This is a genomic window from Bacillus zhangzhouensis (assembly GCF_000715205.1).
In the GTDB taxonomy this organism is placed as follows: domain Bacteria; phylum Bacillota; class Bacilli; order Bacillales; family Bacillaceae; genus Bacillus; species Bacillus zhangzhouensis.
In genome coordinates this window covers 37,231-55,248 of the sequence record NZ_JOTP01000005.1, presented here as the reverse complement: position 1 = coordinate 55,248, position 18,018 = coordinate 37,231, and the positions used below count along the sequence as shown (strand labels likewise).

The 18,018-nt window shown below is 40.9% G+C and carries 18 protein-coding genes and 1 other annotated feature; all 18 genes read right to left on the bottom strand.

What is annotated here, in order from left to right; all coding sequences use genetic code 11:
• Positions 1-2: 2 nt before the first annotated feature.
• On the bottom strand, positions 3-1,124 hold the full coding sequence (locus BA70_RS06040; RefSeq protein WP_034319516.1) for a Nif3-like dinuclear metal center hexameric protein: 1,122 nt from the start codon (positions 1,122-1,124) through the stop codon (positions 3-5).
• Positions 1,117-1,833 carry a tRNA (adenine(22)-N(1))-methyltransferase gene (locus BA70_RS06035; RefSeq protein WP_034319513.1) on the bottom strand — a complete coding sequence of 239 codons (717 nt, stop codon included), beginning with the start codon at positions 1,831-1,833 and terminating at the stop codon, positions 1,117-1,119. The genes BA70_RS06040 and BA70_RS06035 overlap by 8 nt, the downstream gene beginning before the upstream one ends.
• Before the next feature lie 121 nt (positions 1,834-1,954).
• Complete coding sequence (gene cccA / locus BA70_RS06030) at positions 1,955-2,314, bottom strand: cytochrome c550 (protein ID WP_034319511.1); 360 nt, start codon at positions 2,312-2,314, stop codon at positions 1,955-1,957.
• A 303-nt stretch (positions 2,315-2,617) separates the two neighbouring features.
• Positions 2,618-3,739 carry an RNA polymerase sigma factor RpoD gene (gene rpoD, locus BA70_RS06025; protein ID WP_008342392.1) on the bottom strand — a complete coding sequence of 374 codons (1,122 nt, stop codon included), beginning with the start codon at positions 3,737-3,739 and terminating at the stop codon, positions 2,618-2,620.
• A gap of 201 nt (positions 3,740-3,940) precedes the next feature.
• Positions 3,941-5,770, bottom strand: coding sequence for a DNA primase (dnaG, locus tag BA70_RS06020; protein WP_034319509.1), 1,830 nt, complete (start codon positions 5,768-5,770; stop codon positions 3,941-3,943).
• A gap of 33 nt (positions 5,771-5,803) precedes the next feature.
• Positions 5,804-6,304 carry a YaiI/YqxD family protein gene (locus tag BA70_RS06015; RefSeq protein WP_034319506.1) on the bottom strand — a complete coding sequence of 167 codons (501 nt, stop codon included), beginning with the start codon at positions 6,302-6,304 and terminating at the stop codon, positions 5,804-5,806.
• Between the two features lie 261 nt (positions 6,305-6,565).
• Positions 6,566-7,387, bottom strand: a complete 822-nt coding sequence (locus BA70_RS06010) for a pyruvate, water dikinase regulatory protein (RefSeq protein WP_034319503.1) — start codon at positions 7,385-7,387, stop codon at positions 6,566-6,568.
• Positions 7,388-7,412: 25 nt separating this feature from the next.
• Positions 7,413-8,051, bottom strand: coding sequence for a transcriptional regulator CcpN (gene ccpN, locus BA70_RS06005; RefSeq protein ID WP_034319972.1), 639 nt, complete (start codon positions 8,049-8,051; stop codon positions 7,413-7,415).
• A gap of 166 nt (positions 8,052-8,217) precedes the next feature.
• Positions 8,218-10,263, bottom strand: a complete 2,046-nt coding sequence (gene glyS, locus BA70_RS06000) for a glycine--tRNA ligase subunit beta (protein ID WP_034319500.1) — start codon at positions 10,261-10,263, stop codon at positions 8,218-8,220.
• Positions 10,256-11,143: a glycine--tRNA ligase subunit alpha gene (gene glyQ / locus BA70_RS05995; protein ID WP_003217487.1), complete on the bottom strand. Its 888-nt coding sequence runs from the start codon at positions 11,141-11,143 to the stop codon at positions 10,256-10,258. Before glyQ ends, glyS begins: the two co-directional genes overlap by 8 nt.
• A 114-nt stretch (positions 11,144-11,257) precedes the next feature.
• Positions 11,258-11,436 (bottom strand) — a binding site (T-box leader).
• Positions 11,437-11,475: 39 nt separating this feature from the next.
• The gene (recO, locus tag BA70_RS05990; RefSeq protein ID WP_034319498.1) at positions 11,476-12,246 is read right to left on the bottom strand and encodes a DNA repair protein RecO; all 771 of its coding nucleotides are present in this window, start codon (positions 12,244-12,246) and stop codon (positions 11,476-11,478) included.
• A gap of 35 nt (positions 12,247-12,281) precedes the next feature.
• Positions 12,282-12,425, bottom strand: coding sequence for a YqzL family protein (locus tag BA70_RS19395; RefSeq protein ID WP_078061658.1), 144 nt, complete (start codon positions 12,423-12,425; stop codon positions 12,282-12,284).
• Between the two features lie 150 nt (positions 12,426-12,575).
• Complete coding sequence (era, locus tag BA70_RS05985) at positions 12,576-13,481, bottom strand: GTPase Era (protein WP_034319496.1); 906 nt, start codon at positions 13,479-13,481, stop codon at positions 12,576-12,578.
• The gene (locus tag BA70_RS05980; RefSeq protein WP_008356263.1) at positions 13,474-13,872 is read right to left on the bottom strand and encodes a cytidine deaminase; all 399 of its coding nucleotides are present in this window, start codon (positions 13,870-13,872) and stop codon (positions 13,474-13,476) included. Before BA70_RS05980 ends, era begins: the two co-directional genes overlap by 8 nt.
• Before the next feature lie 113 nt (positions 13,873-13,985).
• Positions 13,986-14,372 (bottom strand): diacylglycerol kinase family protein, encoded by a 387-nt coding sequence (locus BA70_RS05975; RefSeq protein ID WP_034319494.1) that lies wholly within the window; start codon positions 14,370-14,372, stop codon positions 13,986-13,988.
• Positions 14,350-14,829: an rRNA maturation RNase YbeY gene (gene ybeY / locus BA70_RS05970; protein ID WP_034319491.1), complete on the bottom strand. Its 480-nt coding sequence runs from the start codon at positions 14,827-14,829 to the stop codon at positions 14,350-14,352. The genes BA70_RS05975 and ybeY overlap by 23 nt, the downstream gene beginning before the upstream one ends.
• Positions 14,830-16,941, bottom strand: a complete 2,112-nt coding sequence (locus tag BA70_RS05965; protein WP_420834677.1) for an HD family phosphohydrolase — start codon at positions 16,939-16,941, stop codon at positions 14,830-14,832.
• A gap of 114 nt (positions 16,942-17,055) precedes the next feature.
• Entirely contained in the window at positions 17,056-18,015 is a 960-nt protein-coding gene (locus BA70_RS05960; protein WP_034319485.1) for a PhoH family protein, read from the bottom strand.
• Positions 18,016-18,018 lie beyond the last annotated feature (3 nt).

The window sequence follows — 18,018 nt, the reverse complement described above, 5'->3', positions numbered from 1 at the left end:
GTTTACATAAACTGAAATGGGTTTGTGTTTGCTTCTGACACAAAGAGCTGTACATCATACTTTTTATCAGTACAAAGCGATTGAAGTTTCGCCTTCACGCCCTCTTTCATAATCTTTTCAGCGTAATGACCTGGGTCCACTACGTTCAGTCCAAGCATCATTGCATCGTGGGCGACATGGAAATAAAGGTCTCCTGTCACATACACATCAGCACCCATTCTTTTCGCTTGATGGATGTATTTATTTCCGTCTCCGCCAAGCACAGCTACCTTTTTCACAACCGCTTCCTGATCTCCTACAAAACGAGCCCCATTCACATCTAGCTTTGTTTTCACAAACTGTGTAAAGTCTCCAAGTGTCATAGGCTCTCTTAACTCTCCAATACGGCCGAGACCTTTTTGAATAGGAGGAAGATCTGTCGTATGTACACTATAGGCCACTTCTTCATAAGGATGTGCTTTGATCATTTCACGAATCACTTGTTTTTCAATACTTGCTGGAAAAATGGTTTCAATCCGCACTTCTTTCACAAACTCCAGCTTACCCGACTCTCCAATAAATGGCGCGGCTTCTTCTGATGGTAGAAAGCTGCCTGTCCCTTCATTTGAAAAAGCACAATGACTGTAGTTGCCAATATGACCAGCTCCCGCATTTCCTAAAGCCGTTCTGATGGCCTCTTCAAATTCCTCTGGGACATAAAGTGCAAGCTGCTTGATTTGATCTTCATATGTCGGAATTAACACACTTGTTTCCTTCAGCTCTAATGCATTAGCAAGCAAGTCATTGACTCCTCCATCTGCTACGTCTAAATTCGTATGTGCCACATATACCGCAATATCATGTTTCATGCACTTTTCAATGATTCGTCCAGCTGGCTGATCTGTCGCTACATTTTTTAAAGGACGGAAAATTGGAGGATGATGGGCAATAATGAGATCCACATGTCGCTCGATCGCCTCATCTACCACGTTCTCCAATACATCCAAGGTGATCATGACATTGGTTACTTTTTTATTTAATGTCCCAATCTGGAGCCCAATTTTATCACCTTCCATAGCATATGCCTTTGGTGAAAATTGTTCAAACAATTGGATGATTTCATGCCCGTTTACTGTTTTAGCCAACAGTCAAAACCTCCTTTAGAATCTTTATTTTCGCTTTCAGCTCTTTCTGGCGCTCCTTGTTTTCTTCTGTCGGAGCTGCTCCTTGAATTTGACCTTCTATTTTCTCCATATGGTGAAGCTCTTGCATCCACTTGCGCCGGAAGACGTCATTTTGCTCTTTGGCAAGAAACGGGCCAACTAGCATGCCCGCTTCAACTGACATGCCTTCATAGGCTTTATCTTTATCGCCTTTTTCTGCGATGATGATTTCGTATATTTTGCCATCCTCTTCTAAAATCACTTCATCCATCAGTTTATACCCCTCTTGATACAGCCATAAACGAATATGGTGAGCATGGATATTAGGCTGAAGAATGAGCCGCTCGTTTCCTGAGAGCTTATGCTTGCCTTCATTTAGAATGCTTGCGATGAGTGCCCCGCCCATACCTGCAATCGTTACAGCAGTCACCTCGCCTTTTTCAATAACTTCAAGGCCATTTCCTTTTCTGACCGAGATCTGTTCATCTAATTCAAGTCTATGTACTTGCTGCTTCGCAGATTGGAGCGGTCCATCTGTAATTTCACCAGCAATGGCTTTTACTGCTTTTTGATGTAATATCGCATAGCATGGCAAATAGGCATGATCTGAGCCGATATCAGCAAAGACAGCCTCATTTGGTAAAAAGTCTGCCACTCTTTTTAATCGTTTCGATAAATTCATTTCATTCATACGTATCACTACTTTTCTTTAATGTTCATCCCTTGTCTATCTTATATAAATTATGGACTTTTTAAAAGTCGTTTTCAAATGAAAAAAGCTCTTCTTATCAAAAAGAGCTTTTTGCGTAACATTATTTAATTTTGGATACCCATTCCGACATCTCATCTAGCTTTTCATTCGGAATCAGCCCGCCTGGCATCCCGTTTCCGCCTTCTTGAATTTTCTTCTTGATGTCTGCCACTTCAAGCTTATCGCCAACACCTTTTAATGCAGGTCCTGCTCCGCCTTCATAGTTTTCCCCGTGACAGCTCAAACAGTTCTGCTTATACAATTCTTCCGGCGTCGCATTTGCTGTCTCTTCTTGCTTTTGCTCTTCGCCACCAGAGGCAATTTTTTCTTCATCTTTCAGCCCCTTCATTGATAAGAAAAAAGTGAGTCCAATACCTAAAATGGCAATCAATAAAAATGGTATAAGTGGATTCCGTTTCATTTCTTTCATCCTCCCCTTTGTGAAAAACCCCTTTGAGACTATGCAAACAATTCTAATTCTACTTTAATTTTACAAAAAGTAAACGAATTATGATATAAAACTTTGGTCAAGTTCACAGATTAGACAAAAATGAATCAAGATGAGAAATGAAGCCTTCAGCACATTTTGATGTATTTTTTATACATCTTTTCTCTAAGAACGTTGCAAATTCATTTGTTATTCAGTAAAATATAATCAGATTGAAAAAAGCGTTTTCATTTTTGATGAAGAAAGAACGGATCTCTTTCAAGATCCGTCCGGTTTCTATTCTAAGAAGTCTTTTAATCGTTTACTTCTGCTTGGGTGTCTTAATTTACGAAGAGCTTTAGCTTCAATTTGGCGGATACGCTCTCTTGTTACGCCAAACACCTTACCAACCTCTTCTAATGTACGTGTTCTTCCGTCATCTAGTCCGAAACGTAGTCTCAGCACATTTTCTTCACGGTCCGTTAGCGTGTCTAATACATCTTCAAGCTGCTCTTTTAACAACTCATATGCAGCATGGTCAGATGGAGATGTCGCCTCTTGGTCTTCAATAAAATCACCAAGATGCGAGTCATCTTCTTCACCAATAGGTGTTTCTAAAGATACAGGCTCTTGTGCAATTTTAAGAATTTCTCTTACCTTTTCTGGTGTTAAATCCATGTCTTCAGCAATTTCCTCTGGCGTTGGTTCTCTGCCTAGATCTTGCAGAAGCTGTCTTTGAACACGGATCAATTTATTAATGGTTTCCACCATATGAACTGGAATACGGATCGTTCTCGCCTGATCAGCAATGGCACGCGTGATCGCCTGTCTAATCCACCAAGTCGCATATGTTGAGAATTTGTATCCTTTGCGGTAATCAAACTTCTCAACTGCCTTCATGAGCCCCATGTTTCCTTCTTGGATCAAGTCAAGGAACAGCATACCACGACCAACGTAACGTTTTGCAATACTGACAACAAGACGAAGGTTCGCTTCCGCTAATCTTCTTTTTGATTCCTCATCGCCTTCTTCGATCTTTTGAGCATACGTAATTTCTTCTTTAGCAGATAACAAATTGACGCGTCCGATTTCTTTTAAGTACATACGAACAGGATCATTAATTTTGACACCTGGTGGTACGCTTAAATCATTCAGGTCAAATTCCTCTTCTGCTTTAGCCAGCTGCTGAACATTTGGGTCTTCTGTCTCTTCATTTTCACTGATGAGCTCTACACCCTGTTCGCCTAAGTATTCATAGTATTCATCCATTTGGTCTGATTCAATTTCAAAGCTAGACATACGCTCTGCAATTTCTTCGTATGTTAAAACGCCCCGTTTTTTACCCGTTTCAGTGAGCTTATCTCTCACCTGTTCAAAGGTTAATTCAGTTTCGGTTTCGTGGGCTTGTTTATCAGCCATTATGGATCCCTCCTTCCAAAGCTTGCAACGAATTCTAAAGTAACTTGCGATTTGCTTCCGCTCTGCTTTTCTCTCTCTATCAAACAGATGAGCAAATAGGAATAAAATAAATAATGATGAAGGCAAGATGCTTGCGGTCTTATGCTCCTCCCCTAAAGGATTCATTGCCAGCCGTAAGTCTTGTCATAAATATTAGACGTATTACTTCAGCGAACGGTTCAACTGAACAATTTCTTTTGCAAGTGTTGCCGCTTTGAAGAAATCTTTTTGCCTCTCCGCCTCTGCACGTTCTAGTTCTTTTTCCTTTATCATTGACCAATTCCGATGATTCAACACTTTTTTTACATAATCACTTAATTCAGCTTCACTTAGTTCGTCTCCAACTTGAATCATTAATATATCCGTCAGAAGCTGATTCATGACATCATCTTCCAAACGGTTCATCAGGTGCTGCGGCGTCGGTTCTTTGCCTTCTTCATACAATGCATAAATGTACGTTGCCAGCGCCCTGTGCGTATCTATATTAAATTCAATCCCTACTCTGTCAAGCACTTTGCGGATCACGTCATCGCTTTTTAACATATGAGCAAGCAGCATTCTCTCTGCGTTTTCATATGCCGGACGTAGACGCTTTCTTCTCACCTGTGTTGACAGATGTGCACGCCGTTTTTCAAGCCCGCTTTCTTCTTGCGTGCTTTTGGCTTCTTGCCGCTGCTGCTTTTCAAACAGCTCCAGTTGTTCCTTTAATGAGTCAAGTGAGATCGAAAACTCTCCAGCAAGCTGTTTCATGTAAATCTCTTGTTCCAAGGAGCCGTTTAACCGGCTGATTTCTCGGAGAACTTGCTTCATATAAGCAAGACGGTCTCCTTCGTCTGATAAATTCTTTCCTCTTCGGAAAAAATTCATCTTAAATGTCATTAATGTCACACTTGCATCTATGATGTCATTCCTAAATTTCTCGCCACCATATTTACGAATGTAATCATCTGGATCGAGTCCATCTGGTATCATGGCAACGCGAACTTTACATCCCCTTTTTCCAAGCAAATCTGACGCTTTCATGGTCGCTTCATATCCGGCCGTGTCAGAGTCATAACATAGGATGATCTCTTCTACGTTCCGCCTGAGAAGTTTTACGTGCTCTTCTGTTAAAGACGTACCCATTGTTGCAACACTTTCGCCAACACCAGATGTGACAGCTGATATGACGTCAGCAAATCCTTCAAAAAGGACCGCCCGTTCGCGTTTTCTAATATGCATACGCGCGTCATGAAAGTGATAGAGCAGCTTACTTTTATGAAAAAGTGGCGTTTCAGGACTATTCATATACTTAGGCTGCTGATTACCAAGTGATCTTCCAGAAAAAGCGACGACCGTCCCGTGATGATCATGAATTGGAAACATGACACGATCCCTAAAACGATCAAAAAAACCTGTGCCGTTTTCACGTTGGATCAAAAGACCAGCCTTCTCCATCATCACAGGATCAAACCCTCGTTTTTCTAAAAACTTGGTCATGAAATCCCAAGAGTCAAGAGCATACCCGATCTCAAACTTGGCAATTGTTTCATCCGTAAAGCCTCTGGACCGTAAATAATCGAGTGCGTTTTGACCTTCCTTTGTATTTACCAGCAAATGGTGGTAAAATTTCTTAAGAAGCTCATGTGCCTCAATCATTTTATGATTTGCTGTATCCTCTTGCTGAGAGGAACTGATCTGAGCATTCGCTACATGATCAGGCAAATCAATATGGTACTTATCAGCAACATGTGAAACGGCTTCAATAAATGAGTAGCCTTCCATTTGTCTGAGGAACGAAAACACATTACCTCCAGCACCACAGCCAAAACAATGGAAGATTTGCTTATCTGCTGAAACAGAGAATGAAGGAGTATTTTCACCATGGAATGGACAAAGACCGAAGTAATTTCGACCTTGCTTTCTAAGCTGTACGTATTCTCCAATCACTTCGACAATGTCTGCGTTTTTTTGGATCTGCTCCAAAAGTTCATCTGGTATACGTTTGCTCATCCTAATTACACTCCGTCGTACATTATTCGCCTTTTAATTCAAAAATCCTTCATGATTCGACAGGATTTTTTGTAGTTGTGCAATAAATCGCTTTTTATCCTCTTCTAAAAGCTTTTTGGGACCTTTTCCGTATACACCTTTTCTTCGCTGTTTGCTGGAAACATGCCTGCGTTCCAAATCAAAATCAATTGTTTCGTTTGTGTACATCCGTCCTCTTTCAGACAGAACAATGACATGCCTTGGAAGCAGTAAGGAGGCAAGACCAATGTCTTGCGTGACGACAATATCATGTGCGGCAACTGAGTTCGCAATAACTAAATCCGCTGCTTCCTTATGTGTATCTACAAACCGCCAATCTTCAAGTGGTGATCTTTTGGTTTGAAAATGCTCATATGAAGCAATGAAAGTCACAGGTACTTGAAATTGAGATGCGACAGAAAGGATTTCGTCTTTTACAGGACAAGCATCTGCATCGACATAAATCGTCCTCTCTCTTTTACGTTCATTCAGGTGACTAATTCTCCATCCCTCCACCTTATTCCTGCTTTAGAGAAGCAAAAAGACCATACTTTTCCCCCATAAAGCAATCAACAGTAAAACTCATTTTGTCGAAAAGTTATGTTCAGAATCACTTGACTTCTGCCAATATTAGTTTATTCGTTCTTGACTTAACTTAAACCTAAAATCAATCATTTTATCACAATTTTTTATTATAATACAAATGCAGCAAATATGCTATTGTTTTTGTTTACCCGTTTCCCACCATAGGAAAAACCCAGGAGGAGCATCCTGAGTTTATTCGGAACCTCTTTTGGTCAGCATTTGATGAATGACATTTGCCGTTTCCTCAACTGCTTTATTCGATACATCGACAACTTGACAGTTAATTCGGTCCACCACTTTTTCAAAATACTTTAGTTCCTCTTTAATCCGCTCGATGTTCGCGTAAATTGCTCGATCATTTAAACCTAGAGATTTTAAACGTTCTTTACGAATATGATTGAGTTTGTCTGGACTAATTTTCAGGCCAATGCATTTCTTTGGATCAACTGAAAATAACTCCTCTGGCGGGTCAACTTCAGGAACAATCGGAACGTTCGCTACCTTCAGCCGCTTATGCGCCAAATATTGAGAAAGTGGTGTCTTCGACGTGCGTGATACACCAATGAGCACAATATCAGCCTTTAGAATGCCTCTTGGATCTCTGCCATCATCATACTTTACAGCGAACTCAATGGCTTCTACCTTTTTAAAATAGTCCTCATCTAATTGACGTACACGACCCGGCTCATGTTTCGCTTCATTTCCATATGCGGTCTCCATTTTATCAATAAGTGGACCGATGATGTCATAGTAAACGACTCCGTTTGCTTCTGCCTCTTCTATTAAGAATTGACGCATTTCTGGCACAACAAGAGTAAAGCAGACGATTCCGTTATCTGCTTTCGCCAGTGAAATAACTTCTTTAATCGTACCAATATCCTCAACATATGGGATTCTTCTAATATTTGAATGGTCTGATGAACCGCCATCAAATTGGCTAAGTGCCGCTTTGACCACGAGCTCTGCCGTTTCTCCTACTGAATCTGATACAACAAAAATTACGCGATTACTCATAACATCCCCTCGCAGTCTTCTGTAATTAGATAATTTCATTCTCCGATAAGCTAACAAGTAATTTCGTCATGTTTGTTTTCGTAATTCTGCCGACAACTTCAAAGCCTTTATCCGTATCTTTTATGACAGGAAGTGCGTCTATTTGCTTTTCAATCAAGTGCTTGGCCACATCCATAATGAAATCTTCCTTGCGGCAAACGGTGATGTTCGGCATTCTTGTCATAATAATATGGACAGGTATAGATGGAAGCTCTTGTTTTCCAATACTTGCTCGAAGGAGGTCTTTTCTTGATAACACGCCTGTTAAAATAGAGTGATCGTCCACAACGAATAATGTGCCCACATCCTCTAAAAACATCGTACAAATCGCATCATAAACCGAAACATTCTCATGTATCACCACTGGAATGGATTGAAAATCTTTCACTTGAAGTTTTTTCAGCTTATCTGCCAGAAGCTGCGTGCCTGTTTTTCCTGTAAAAAAGTAGCCGACCCTTGGTCTTGCTTCTAAAAAGCCAGACATTGTTAAAATGGCTAGATCCGGTCTGAGGGTAGCCCTTGTTAAGTTCAGCCGATCGGCGATATGCTCTCCAGTGATCGGGCCATTCTCTTTGACAATCTGTAAAATCTGCTCTTGCCGTTTATTTAACTCGATTGTACTCACCACCTTTAAATAGAGAGAGCGAATCTTTACTTTATGTATATCATTTTCATAACTCATCATATTATAGCGCATCTTTGTCCGAATGAAACAAAAATCCACTCAAAAACCGTGAATTAAATGAGTAAAAAACGATTGCCCTTCTCAAAAGGCAACCGTTCTTAGGTATTTATTTTACTATTAAATTGTTCATATTCGCAAATGATTGAATGACTTTGGCTAGTTTGACCATCTGCGCCAAACGATTTTGCTTCAGTTTTTCATCATCCGCATGAACCATTGTGTGATCGAAATAATGAACAATCGGCGCTTTTAAGGTATCTAACGCCTTAAGTGCTGAGTTGTATTGTCCTGCTGCCACATGTTCCTTAACAGCTTTCTCTACTTGCTGATACGCCTCAAATAGCTTTTGTTCGTACTCATTTTCAAACAGTGCAGGCTGAATCTCTGTATCTTTCCCTTTTTTACTGATTGAAATGACGCGGCCAAGAGCCTCAGCCGTTTCTTTGAAGCTTTCTTGTTTCACGCTCTCTTCAAGAACAGCTGCTTTTTTCACGACCGCATAAGGCTCAATATTTTCAACATCAAGCACTGCATCGACCACATCATGACGGATATGCTCTGCTTGGAGGACATATTTTAAACGCTGCGTCAAAAATTCAATCAGAGCAGCTTCATGTTGTGTCTCTACTTGAGCAAGTGCTAACAGCTCTTTAAATGTAACGTTCCAATGACGGTCGAGCAGGATTTGAACGATACCGCTCGCTTGTCTTCTGAGTCCATAAGGATCTTGAGAACCCGTTGGAATAACATCAATTGAAAAGAATGAACAAATAGAATCTAGTTTATCTGCTACTGCGACAATCGCACCAATCAGAGTCGAAGGCGCCTTGTCACCGGCAAAACGCGGCATGTAGTGTTCGTTTATGCTCTTTGCGACTTCTTCGTGTTCGCCAAGTGCTTTTGCATATTTCTCACCCATGATTCCTTGTAATTCTGGGAATTCATAGACCATTTGAGTCACAAGGTCAAACTTAGAAATGCTTGCTGCTCTTGCGACACGTTTTGTTGTTTCGTCATCTGCACCAACATGCGCTGCTAGGCGGGTCGCAATGTCTGTCACTCTCTTCAGTTTGTCACCAATTGTTCCAAGCTTCTCATGGAATACAACCTTATCAAGCTTTTTAATATTGTCTTCAATGACTAGTTTTTCGTCTTCTTTATAGAAGAAGGCAGCGTCTGATAAACGCGCACGAAGTACTTTTTCGTTTCCTCTTGCGACATTTTCCAGCGCCTCGCTGTTTCCGTTTCTGACTGTAATAAAATGAGGCAGCAATTCCCCTTGCTCATTTTTCACAGGGAAATAGCGCTGATGCTCTTTCATTGTCGTGACCAATACTTCTTCTGGCAATGCAAGGAACTCTTCTTCAAAGGAGCCAAACAACACTGTTGGGTATTCAACAAGATCGTTGACTTCTTCTAGAAGCTCAGGATCAACTGGAATAACCCAGCCTTTTTCTGAAGAAAGAGCATTTAGCTGCTCAGTAATCCATTGCTTTCTTTTATCTGAATCTGCAATAACAAATTGATCGTGTAATGTTTGCTCATAAGAAGCAGGTGAGTCAATGCTGGCTGTCTTACCGAGGAAGCGATGTCCTCTTGTCTCCCGGCCGCTTTTCACGCCTGCAATTTCAACAGGAACGATCTCTTGACCAAATAAGCAAACAATCCATTTAATCGGACGGATATAGCGTAAATCTTTGCTTCCCCATCTCATGTTCTTTGGAAAGCTTAATGAAGCGGCAATCTCACCTAGCGCTGGGAGAAGGTTTTTGACTTGCTTTCCTTCTTGGAACTTTTGGACATGGACATAATCCACACCTTTGATCTCTTTGAAATAAAGATCATCTGTTGAAGCGCCTTGTCCACGGGCAAAGCCTTCAGCCGCTTTTGTCCAATTGCCTTCAGCGTCTTGAGCAATCTTTTTAGCTGGGCCTTTTGCTTCTTCTTTGATGTCTTCTTGTTTTTCTGCGACACCTTTGACAAGCACAGCAAGACGTCTTGGTGAATTGAATAAAACAACATCTTCAAATGAAATATTTTGCGTTTCAAACCAAGCTTTTACTTTCTCACCTAGCTGCTTAGTGCTCTCTGGCATGAAACGAGCCGGCATCTCTTCTAAGCCGATTTCAAGTAATACATCTTGTTTATTCATGAGAAGCCGCCTCCTCTTTTAACATAGGGAATCCAAGTTTTTCTCGCTCTTCGTAATACGTTTTAGCCACTTTTCGCGCTAACTGACGTACTCTTCCAATATAGCCAGTTCGCTCAGTGACAGATATAGCGCCCTTTGCGTCAAGCAGGTTAAACGTATGAGAACATTTGAGTACATAATCGTATGCCGGGTGAACAAGTCCTTTGTCCATTTGGCTATGCGCTTCTTTCTCATAGGTTGTAAATAAATCGAACAGCATGTCAGTATTAGATGTTTCAAATGTATAAACAGAGTGCTCATATTCAGCCATTAAGAATAAATCTCTTACAGTAAATCCGTCTGTCCATTCAAGGTCAAAGACATTTTCTTTGTCTTGGATGTAAGAGGCAAGACGTTCAATACCGTATGTGATTTCAACAGAAACTGGCTTACATTCTAAGCCGCCGACTTGCTGGAAATACGTAAATTGCGTAATTTCCATGCCATCAAGCCATACTTCCCAGCCAAGTCCTGCACAGCCAAGAGATGGATTTTCCCAGTTGTCTTCAACAAAACGAATATCATGTTTCAACGGGTCAATGCCAAGTGCCTTTAATGATTCAAGATATAGTTCTTGAATATTATCAGGTGATGGCTTAATGATCACTTGAAATTGATGATGCTGATACAATCTATTTGGGTTTTCTCCATATCTACCATCAGCCGGGCGTCTAGAAGGCTCTACATACGCTACCTTCCACGGCTCTGGTCCGATGCTTCTGAGGAACGTATATGGACTCATCGTTCCAGCACCTTTTTCTGTGTCATACGCCTGCATTAAGACGCAGCCTTCATTTGACCAATGCTTTTGCAACGTCAAAATCATGTCTTGAATATTCAATGATCGCACCTCCATCTTTTTCTACACCATCCGCTATGTATGGCGGGTGGGGACTAGAACCTCATAAGAGAACACAAAAACTCCCGTCTCTATGCTCACAAGGTTCCTTGCAAACATAGGGACGAGAGTTTTTCCCGCGGTTCCACCCTATTTGCTGGTGTCGTAGCACCCAGCCGCTTTGTTTTACGTTGCTCAAGAATGCCTTTCGTTACGCCTCCCATCCTTAGCTTACACCGCCCTAAGGTCGCTTTTATGGATTATACGTAAGTACTTCTTTCTGTCAATGCAACATATTTTATCTTAGATGATCTTACAAAAAGTCATGGGAGATGTCAACTTTTGTTTTCGTCACCCATTAGCTTTTTCATCGATTCCATCTGATTCATGAATTTTTTTGATTTTAAATAAAGGCCTGAATATTCGTCATAGTAGTGATCCAGTACTTGGCGAATTTCTTGTTTAGTCTGCGGTTTCACGTCAACCTGACCAAGCCTTGATAAATCAAAATAATGAAACAAACGAAGCAGTCTTGCAGCTGCTGGGGATAAGGGCAGTTTATATGGATCTTTAGAAAAGCAATTTTGGCAAATAAATCCGTTATCTCTAATCGAGAAATGGAACTGCCCTTCTTTTTGACCGCAGTGCACACATTGATCCAGTTCGGGCTTCATCCCCATCACTGATAACATTTTGACCTCTACAATAAATAAAATAATATCAGCATCTGTGCCTTCATTGAGATGACGTAAAGATTGAAGAAGGAGCTCAAACAAATAAGGGTTTGGCCTTTTTTCTTCTGTTCCTTTATCAAGTAATTCAGTCATATATGCGGCATATGCGGTCAGAAATAAATCTTCCCGAATAGCCCGCATGCTTTCGATCATTTCACCTTGCTGGAGCGTTCCAAGTCCTGTTGATGATTGGATGAGGAAGGTTCCGTATAAAAACGGCTGGCTTATGGCTGACAGGCGGCTGTTTGATTTTTTAGCGCCTCTTGCCATCACACCAATTTTCCCATGCTCTCTAGTGAGCAGCGTGACAATTTTGTTTGTTTCGCCATAATCTGTTGTTCTAAGGACGATTCCTTCACTTTTAATGAGCATTTGTCTACACTCCGAGCGTTGGAGGGGGTCAAGAATTATAAGATTGGAAAATCAAATCGTGCTATCTCTTCTTCAAGTCCATCGGGTCTTTCCAGGTTCTCCTTTTCTAACTCTTTGAAAAGCAGATACGTGTCAACGCTTCCTGTTTGTGAAAATACGTTCCATGTAAAATTCAACATAAAAACCCCACCTTTCTTTATTAGAAGCAGCAACGCTACATCCAACATATTAATTTTATCTTGACCAGACGACCTCCATTTCATGATAAACAATTTTTACTAATCGAACCGCACCATTGTCAGATTTCTTGACAACTGATGCAGCGATTTTTAATATTCGTCTTCTCTAAATCCAAAGTCACGCAGGTGAGTGGATTTATTACGCCAGTCCTTCTGAACTTTCACCCAAAGCTCTAGGTATACTTTTGAGCCTAGAAGTGCTTCAATATCTCTGCGCGCTTTTTGTCCCACTTCTTTTAATAAACTGCCTCGTTTACCAATGACGATCCCTTTTTGTGAATCACGTTCGACGACAATCGTCGCCGCAACATGGATCTTGCCATTTTCATCTGGTTTAATAGATTCGATCGCAACTGCAATACTGTGAGGAATCTCTTCTCTCGTTAAATGCAGCACTTTTTCACGAATTAATTCAGAAATAATAAACCGCTCTGGATGATCTGTTACTTGATCTGCAGGATAAAATTGAGGGCCCTCTGGAAGGTAACCTTCAATTTGCTGAAGAAGCGTGTCAATGTTGTTGCCTTCAAGTGCTGAAATTGGCACAATTTCCTTAAACGGATAACGTGTGCGGTATTCATCAATTAAAAGGAACAGTTCATCTGGGTGAATTTGGTCAATTTTATTGATGACAAGGAACACCGGTGTAGATGTTTGCTTTAGTCGTTCAATGATAAATTCATCACCTTTGCCATAGCCTTCCTTTGCGTTGATCATAAACAAGATCAGGTCGACTTCCTTCAGTGTATTTTGAGCCACCCTCATCATAAAATCACCTAGCTTATGCTTAGGTTTATGAATTCCTGGTGTATCGATAAAAATCGTTTGTGACGTGTTAGTTGTCAAGACACCTTGAACTTTATTTCGCGTCGTTTGGGGCTTATCACTCATAATGGCAATTTTTTGTCCAATGACACGATTCAGAAAGGTTGATTTTCCTACATTTGGTCTTCCAATAATTGATACGAATCCTGATTTGAAGCTTTCGTTAGTCATTTAAATCCTCCGGTGAAAATGCGCCTGGCAATAGTTCGTTTACTGTTGTTTCGTATATATGTCCTTTTAAGTTTGTTAGGATCACTGGCATATCTGGTGCACAGAGTTCTGAAATGACCTGTCTGCATGCGCCGCACGGTGAAACAGGTCGATCTGTATCAGCCACTACTGCAAGCATTTGAAAAGATGTGATGCCTTCTGAATAAGCTTTAAAAAGTGCTGTTCTTTCCGCACAATTACACATGCCATATGCTGCATTTTCAATGTTGCAGCCGCCATACACTTTTCCATCATTCGACAATAATGCTGCACCAACTTTAAATTTAGAATAGGGTACATATGCAAAATCTCTTGCTTTGATTGCTTCTGAAATCAACTCTTGTTTGTTCATTCCTAGTTCCCACTTTCAGAAGAAATGGACCCACTGTCACATTTATATTTTACATAATTCACGTGACATTTTCACGCCCATTTCTAAAAATGTTAATAAATAGTAATATTGTTCTATTGCATGATCTTCGGCAGGAAGATCATCAACCCAATCATAACCGAAATCGTGGCGTAAACGCAAACAGCGCCTGCTGCAGCGTCCTTTGCTCTTTCTGCAAGCGGGTGCTTTTCTTCTGTCATAAGATCCACTGTATGTTCAATGGCTGTGTTGACAAGTTCAAGCGCAAACATCCCCCCGCATAAAAGCAGCACGATCATCCATTCGACCGGTTCAATGTGAAACCAAAAGCCGCAGATCACCACGATGATGGCTGCGACTGTGTGAAATCGAAAATTCCGTTCATTCAAGAAAGTTCGCCAGATTCCTCTAAATGCATAATAAAAACTCCGAAAAAAACGGGCAAGCGGTTTTCGTTTCTTACGATGATCTCGAAAGGCCATAATCATCCAATATTTTTGTCTGTTTGGCGAACATTTCTTTTTCATCTTCCTCTGTCATATGATCATAACCAAGTAAATGAAGGAAACCATGAATCGTTAAGAATCCAAGCTCTCTCATAAAGGAATGTCCATATTCTTCTGCCTGCTCTTTCGTTCGATCAACACTAATGATAATGTCACCGAGTACCGGCGGGATGTCATCGGCGCCAATAATCTCAATCTCCCCTTCTCCTTCTTCCTCAAGTGCAAAGGAGATCACATCTGTTGGCGCGTCCTTTCCCCGATATTCTTTGTTGATCTGATGAATTTCTTCATTCGAAACGATCGTTACTGATACTTCTGCCTGATCTTTTACCTCAAGGGCATCCGCAGCAAATTGAAGAAGCTTTTCCACTTCTTCAAGCTGCTCTTTTGATACTTGTCCTGTTTCATCTATTAAATCGATTAACAATGTCATTTACTTCACCTTCTGCTTCGGGGCATCTGGATATTCAATCCGAGAATGAAAAATCCCCTTTAATGTTGTACAAATCGTTTGGCTAATAATATTTAATTCTTTAAATGTCAGATCACATTCACTAAATTGCCCATCCTGCATTTTATCTGAAATAATGCCTTTGACAAGCTTTTCAATCCGCTCTGGATTTGGGTTATGCATCGAACGAACCGCAGCTTCAACGCTGTCAGCCACTGAAATAATCGCCGCTTCTTTTGATTGCGGTTTTGGACCAGGATAACGAAATTCTTCTTCTGTCACCTGATCATCACGTTCTTTTGCTTTGTAGTAGAAGAACTTTAAAAGCGATTTCCCGTGGTGCTGTTCTGCAATATCGATCAGCTCTTCAGGAAACTTCTTTTCTCTCAGCATATCAGCACCATCTGTCGTATGGGCAATAATAATATTTTTACTCAGCTGAGGGGAAAGCTTGTCGTGCGGATTATCAATGTTCATTTGATTTTCAATAAAGTATTGCGGTCTTTTCGTTTTCCCAATGTCATGATAATAAGCGCCGACCCTTGCTAAAAGCCCGTTTGCGCCAACTGCTTCACATGCCGCATCCGCTAAATTCGCCACCATGACACTATGATGATATGTACCTGGTGTCTCTGTTAAAATCTTTTTGAGCAGCGGGTGATTTGGATTAGATAATTCAATCAGCCTCATTGTTGAAAGAATGCCAAACATGCTTTCAAAGACAGGCATTAACCCGATAACCAAAATAGCTGATGCAAATCCTGACACAATCGCCATCATAAGGTTCACACCGATTTCAAGTCCTGATGGAGAGGAATTTTGGATTAGCGTGATTGATAAAACCACAAGAACATTCGTCAAAGCCACCAAAAGCCCTGCTTGCAAAATTTTCGATCTCGCATTATGTTTTCTCAAAAACAAAATGCCCGCCATTCCGCTAATGAGATAATAAGCGCAGATGACATAGTTAAAGACGCCGGTTACTCCTTGATTAAACATCATACTGCCGCAAAGGGCAAATACAAGGCCAGAGAAGATCGCTAACCGCTCATTGATCAACAGCTTGATCAGCATCGTCCCAAGTGCAACTGGCACGACATAGCCTATCGTCGTGTATTTCGTTTCTTGGAAGAGACTGAATACTTCCATGATGATTAAAATAATGGTGAAAATAAGCGAGTAAAGCAGTAACGATTTATTCTTATGGACGAGCGATTTTTTCCTCGTTTCTAATGTGTGAATAATCGCCGCTAAGAAAAGACCGATCAATATCATAAGACCGCTTACAGGCTTAAACAAATTTGAGCTATTTAACAGGCCGGTCAGCTCTAATTTGCGATAAACTTCACGGTCGATCAGTTCCCCTTCTTCCACTAAAATTTGCCCTTGCTTAATTTGAACCGGCTGAATATTATCAGCTGCTTCTTGTCTTTTCTTCTCTGTTGCCACTGGGTCAAATACATAGTTTGGAATAATCGCAAATTCACCGATTTCTTTCGCTGCATTTAAATACTTTGAAGGAATCGAATTGTTTTCAAGCTCTGTTTTCACTTGTTTTTTTTCATTTTGTAACTTAGCTGCTGTGATTTCTTTACTCATCAGTGAATTCACCACTGTGATGATGGAATCCTTAGTAAAAGAGAGATTTTCGTCACTTGCTTGGAGCAGTGCTTTGATGGAGTTATCCGAAACAGCTTCCTGCATATCTGTTGTGAGTTTTTCTTTTACACGCTTGACCATTTCTTGATCTGTTGGCGGGTTCTCTTTTTCATCAGCGGCTTTCTTCTCTTCTTTAATGGCTTCAAAGAGGGATGAGATGAGGTCAACACGATTGTCAGAATATGCTTTTTTGAGCGTATACTGATCTTCTACTTGATCCGTTGCTTCTTGCTTCTTTTCATCTGTCGCTTCTTGATCATCGACGGTTGACGGAGAATAGATGGTCTGTTCGCTCACTGAAAACAAATCTAAGTCGAGCGATTCAGGCTTTACATGGAAGAAGAGCACCACGAACAGAATGGCTGCTAAACCAGCGTATAGCAAAACGTTTAAATAACGTGAGCGCTCCATTTTCTGAGGTTCTTTTTTAGACAGCAGTCTTTTGCGCTTACTGCCTTTCTGATTCTTTCTCAAGGAAAGTACCTCCTTTTTTACTTTAAACCACGATCGAAACAAAATGACCCGATGAAGACGATCGGGTCACTCAGTTCATTTTTGCTTTTCGTATGCTCCAATGATCTTCGCCACAAGCGGGTGTCTGACCACATCTGTCTGGTCTAATTCAATGAATGAGATGCCCTTGATCTCTGCAAGCATGTCCTTTGCAGCCGCAAGACCTGACTGCATGCCCTTTGGCAGATCAATTTGTGTAATATCTCCTGTAATGACCATTTTAGAGCCAAACCCTAGTCTCGTCAAAAACATTTTCATTTGGGCTGGCGTTGTATTTTGCGCTTCATCTAAAATAACAAATGCATCATCGAGCGTCCGCCCTCTCATATAGGCGAGAGGCGCTATTTCAATGACACCGCGCTCAATTAAACGTTCCGTATGATCACTGCCAAGCACATCATGCAAGGCATCATATAGTGGTCTTAAATAAGGATCTACTTTTTCCTTTAGATCGCCTGGCAAAAAGCCAAGACTCTCTCCTGCTTCAACGGCTGGTCTTGTCAGGATAATCCGTTTCACATGTCCATTTTTCAGTGCATGTACCGCGTTAACGACTGCCAAATACGTTTTACCTGTACCAGCAGGCCCAATCCCAAAGACGAGATCATCTTTTTTCATCGCCGCAGCATATTCACGCTGGCCGATCGTTTTCACCCTGATCGACTTTCCTTTGGCATTTTTCGTAATTTCATCTTCATACATATTCTCAAAATAATTCAGCTTGTTTTTTTGCGCCATTTTAATCGCATAGACGACATCCCGTTCAGAAATCTCGATTCCTTTACGGATGAGATGTAAGAGAGATGTAATCAACTGGCTCACTGTATCTCTTGATGCTTCCTGACCGGAAACATACACTTTCTCTCCACGTGTAATAATGGAGACATTCAGCTCGTTTTCCATCAGTTTCAGATAAGCATCTTGATTGCCAAATAAAGCGATGGCTTCGTTTGGGCTATCCAATTTTTGTTGAATCTCAAGTAAATGTTCTGTCATTCT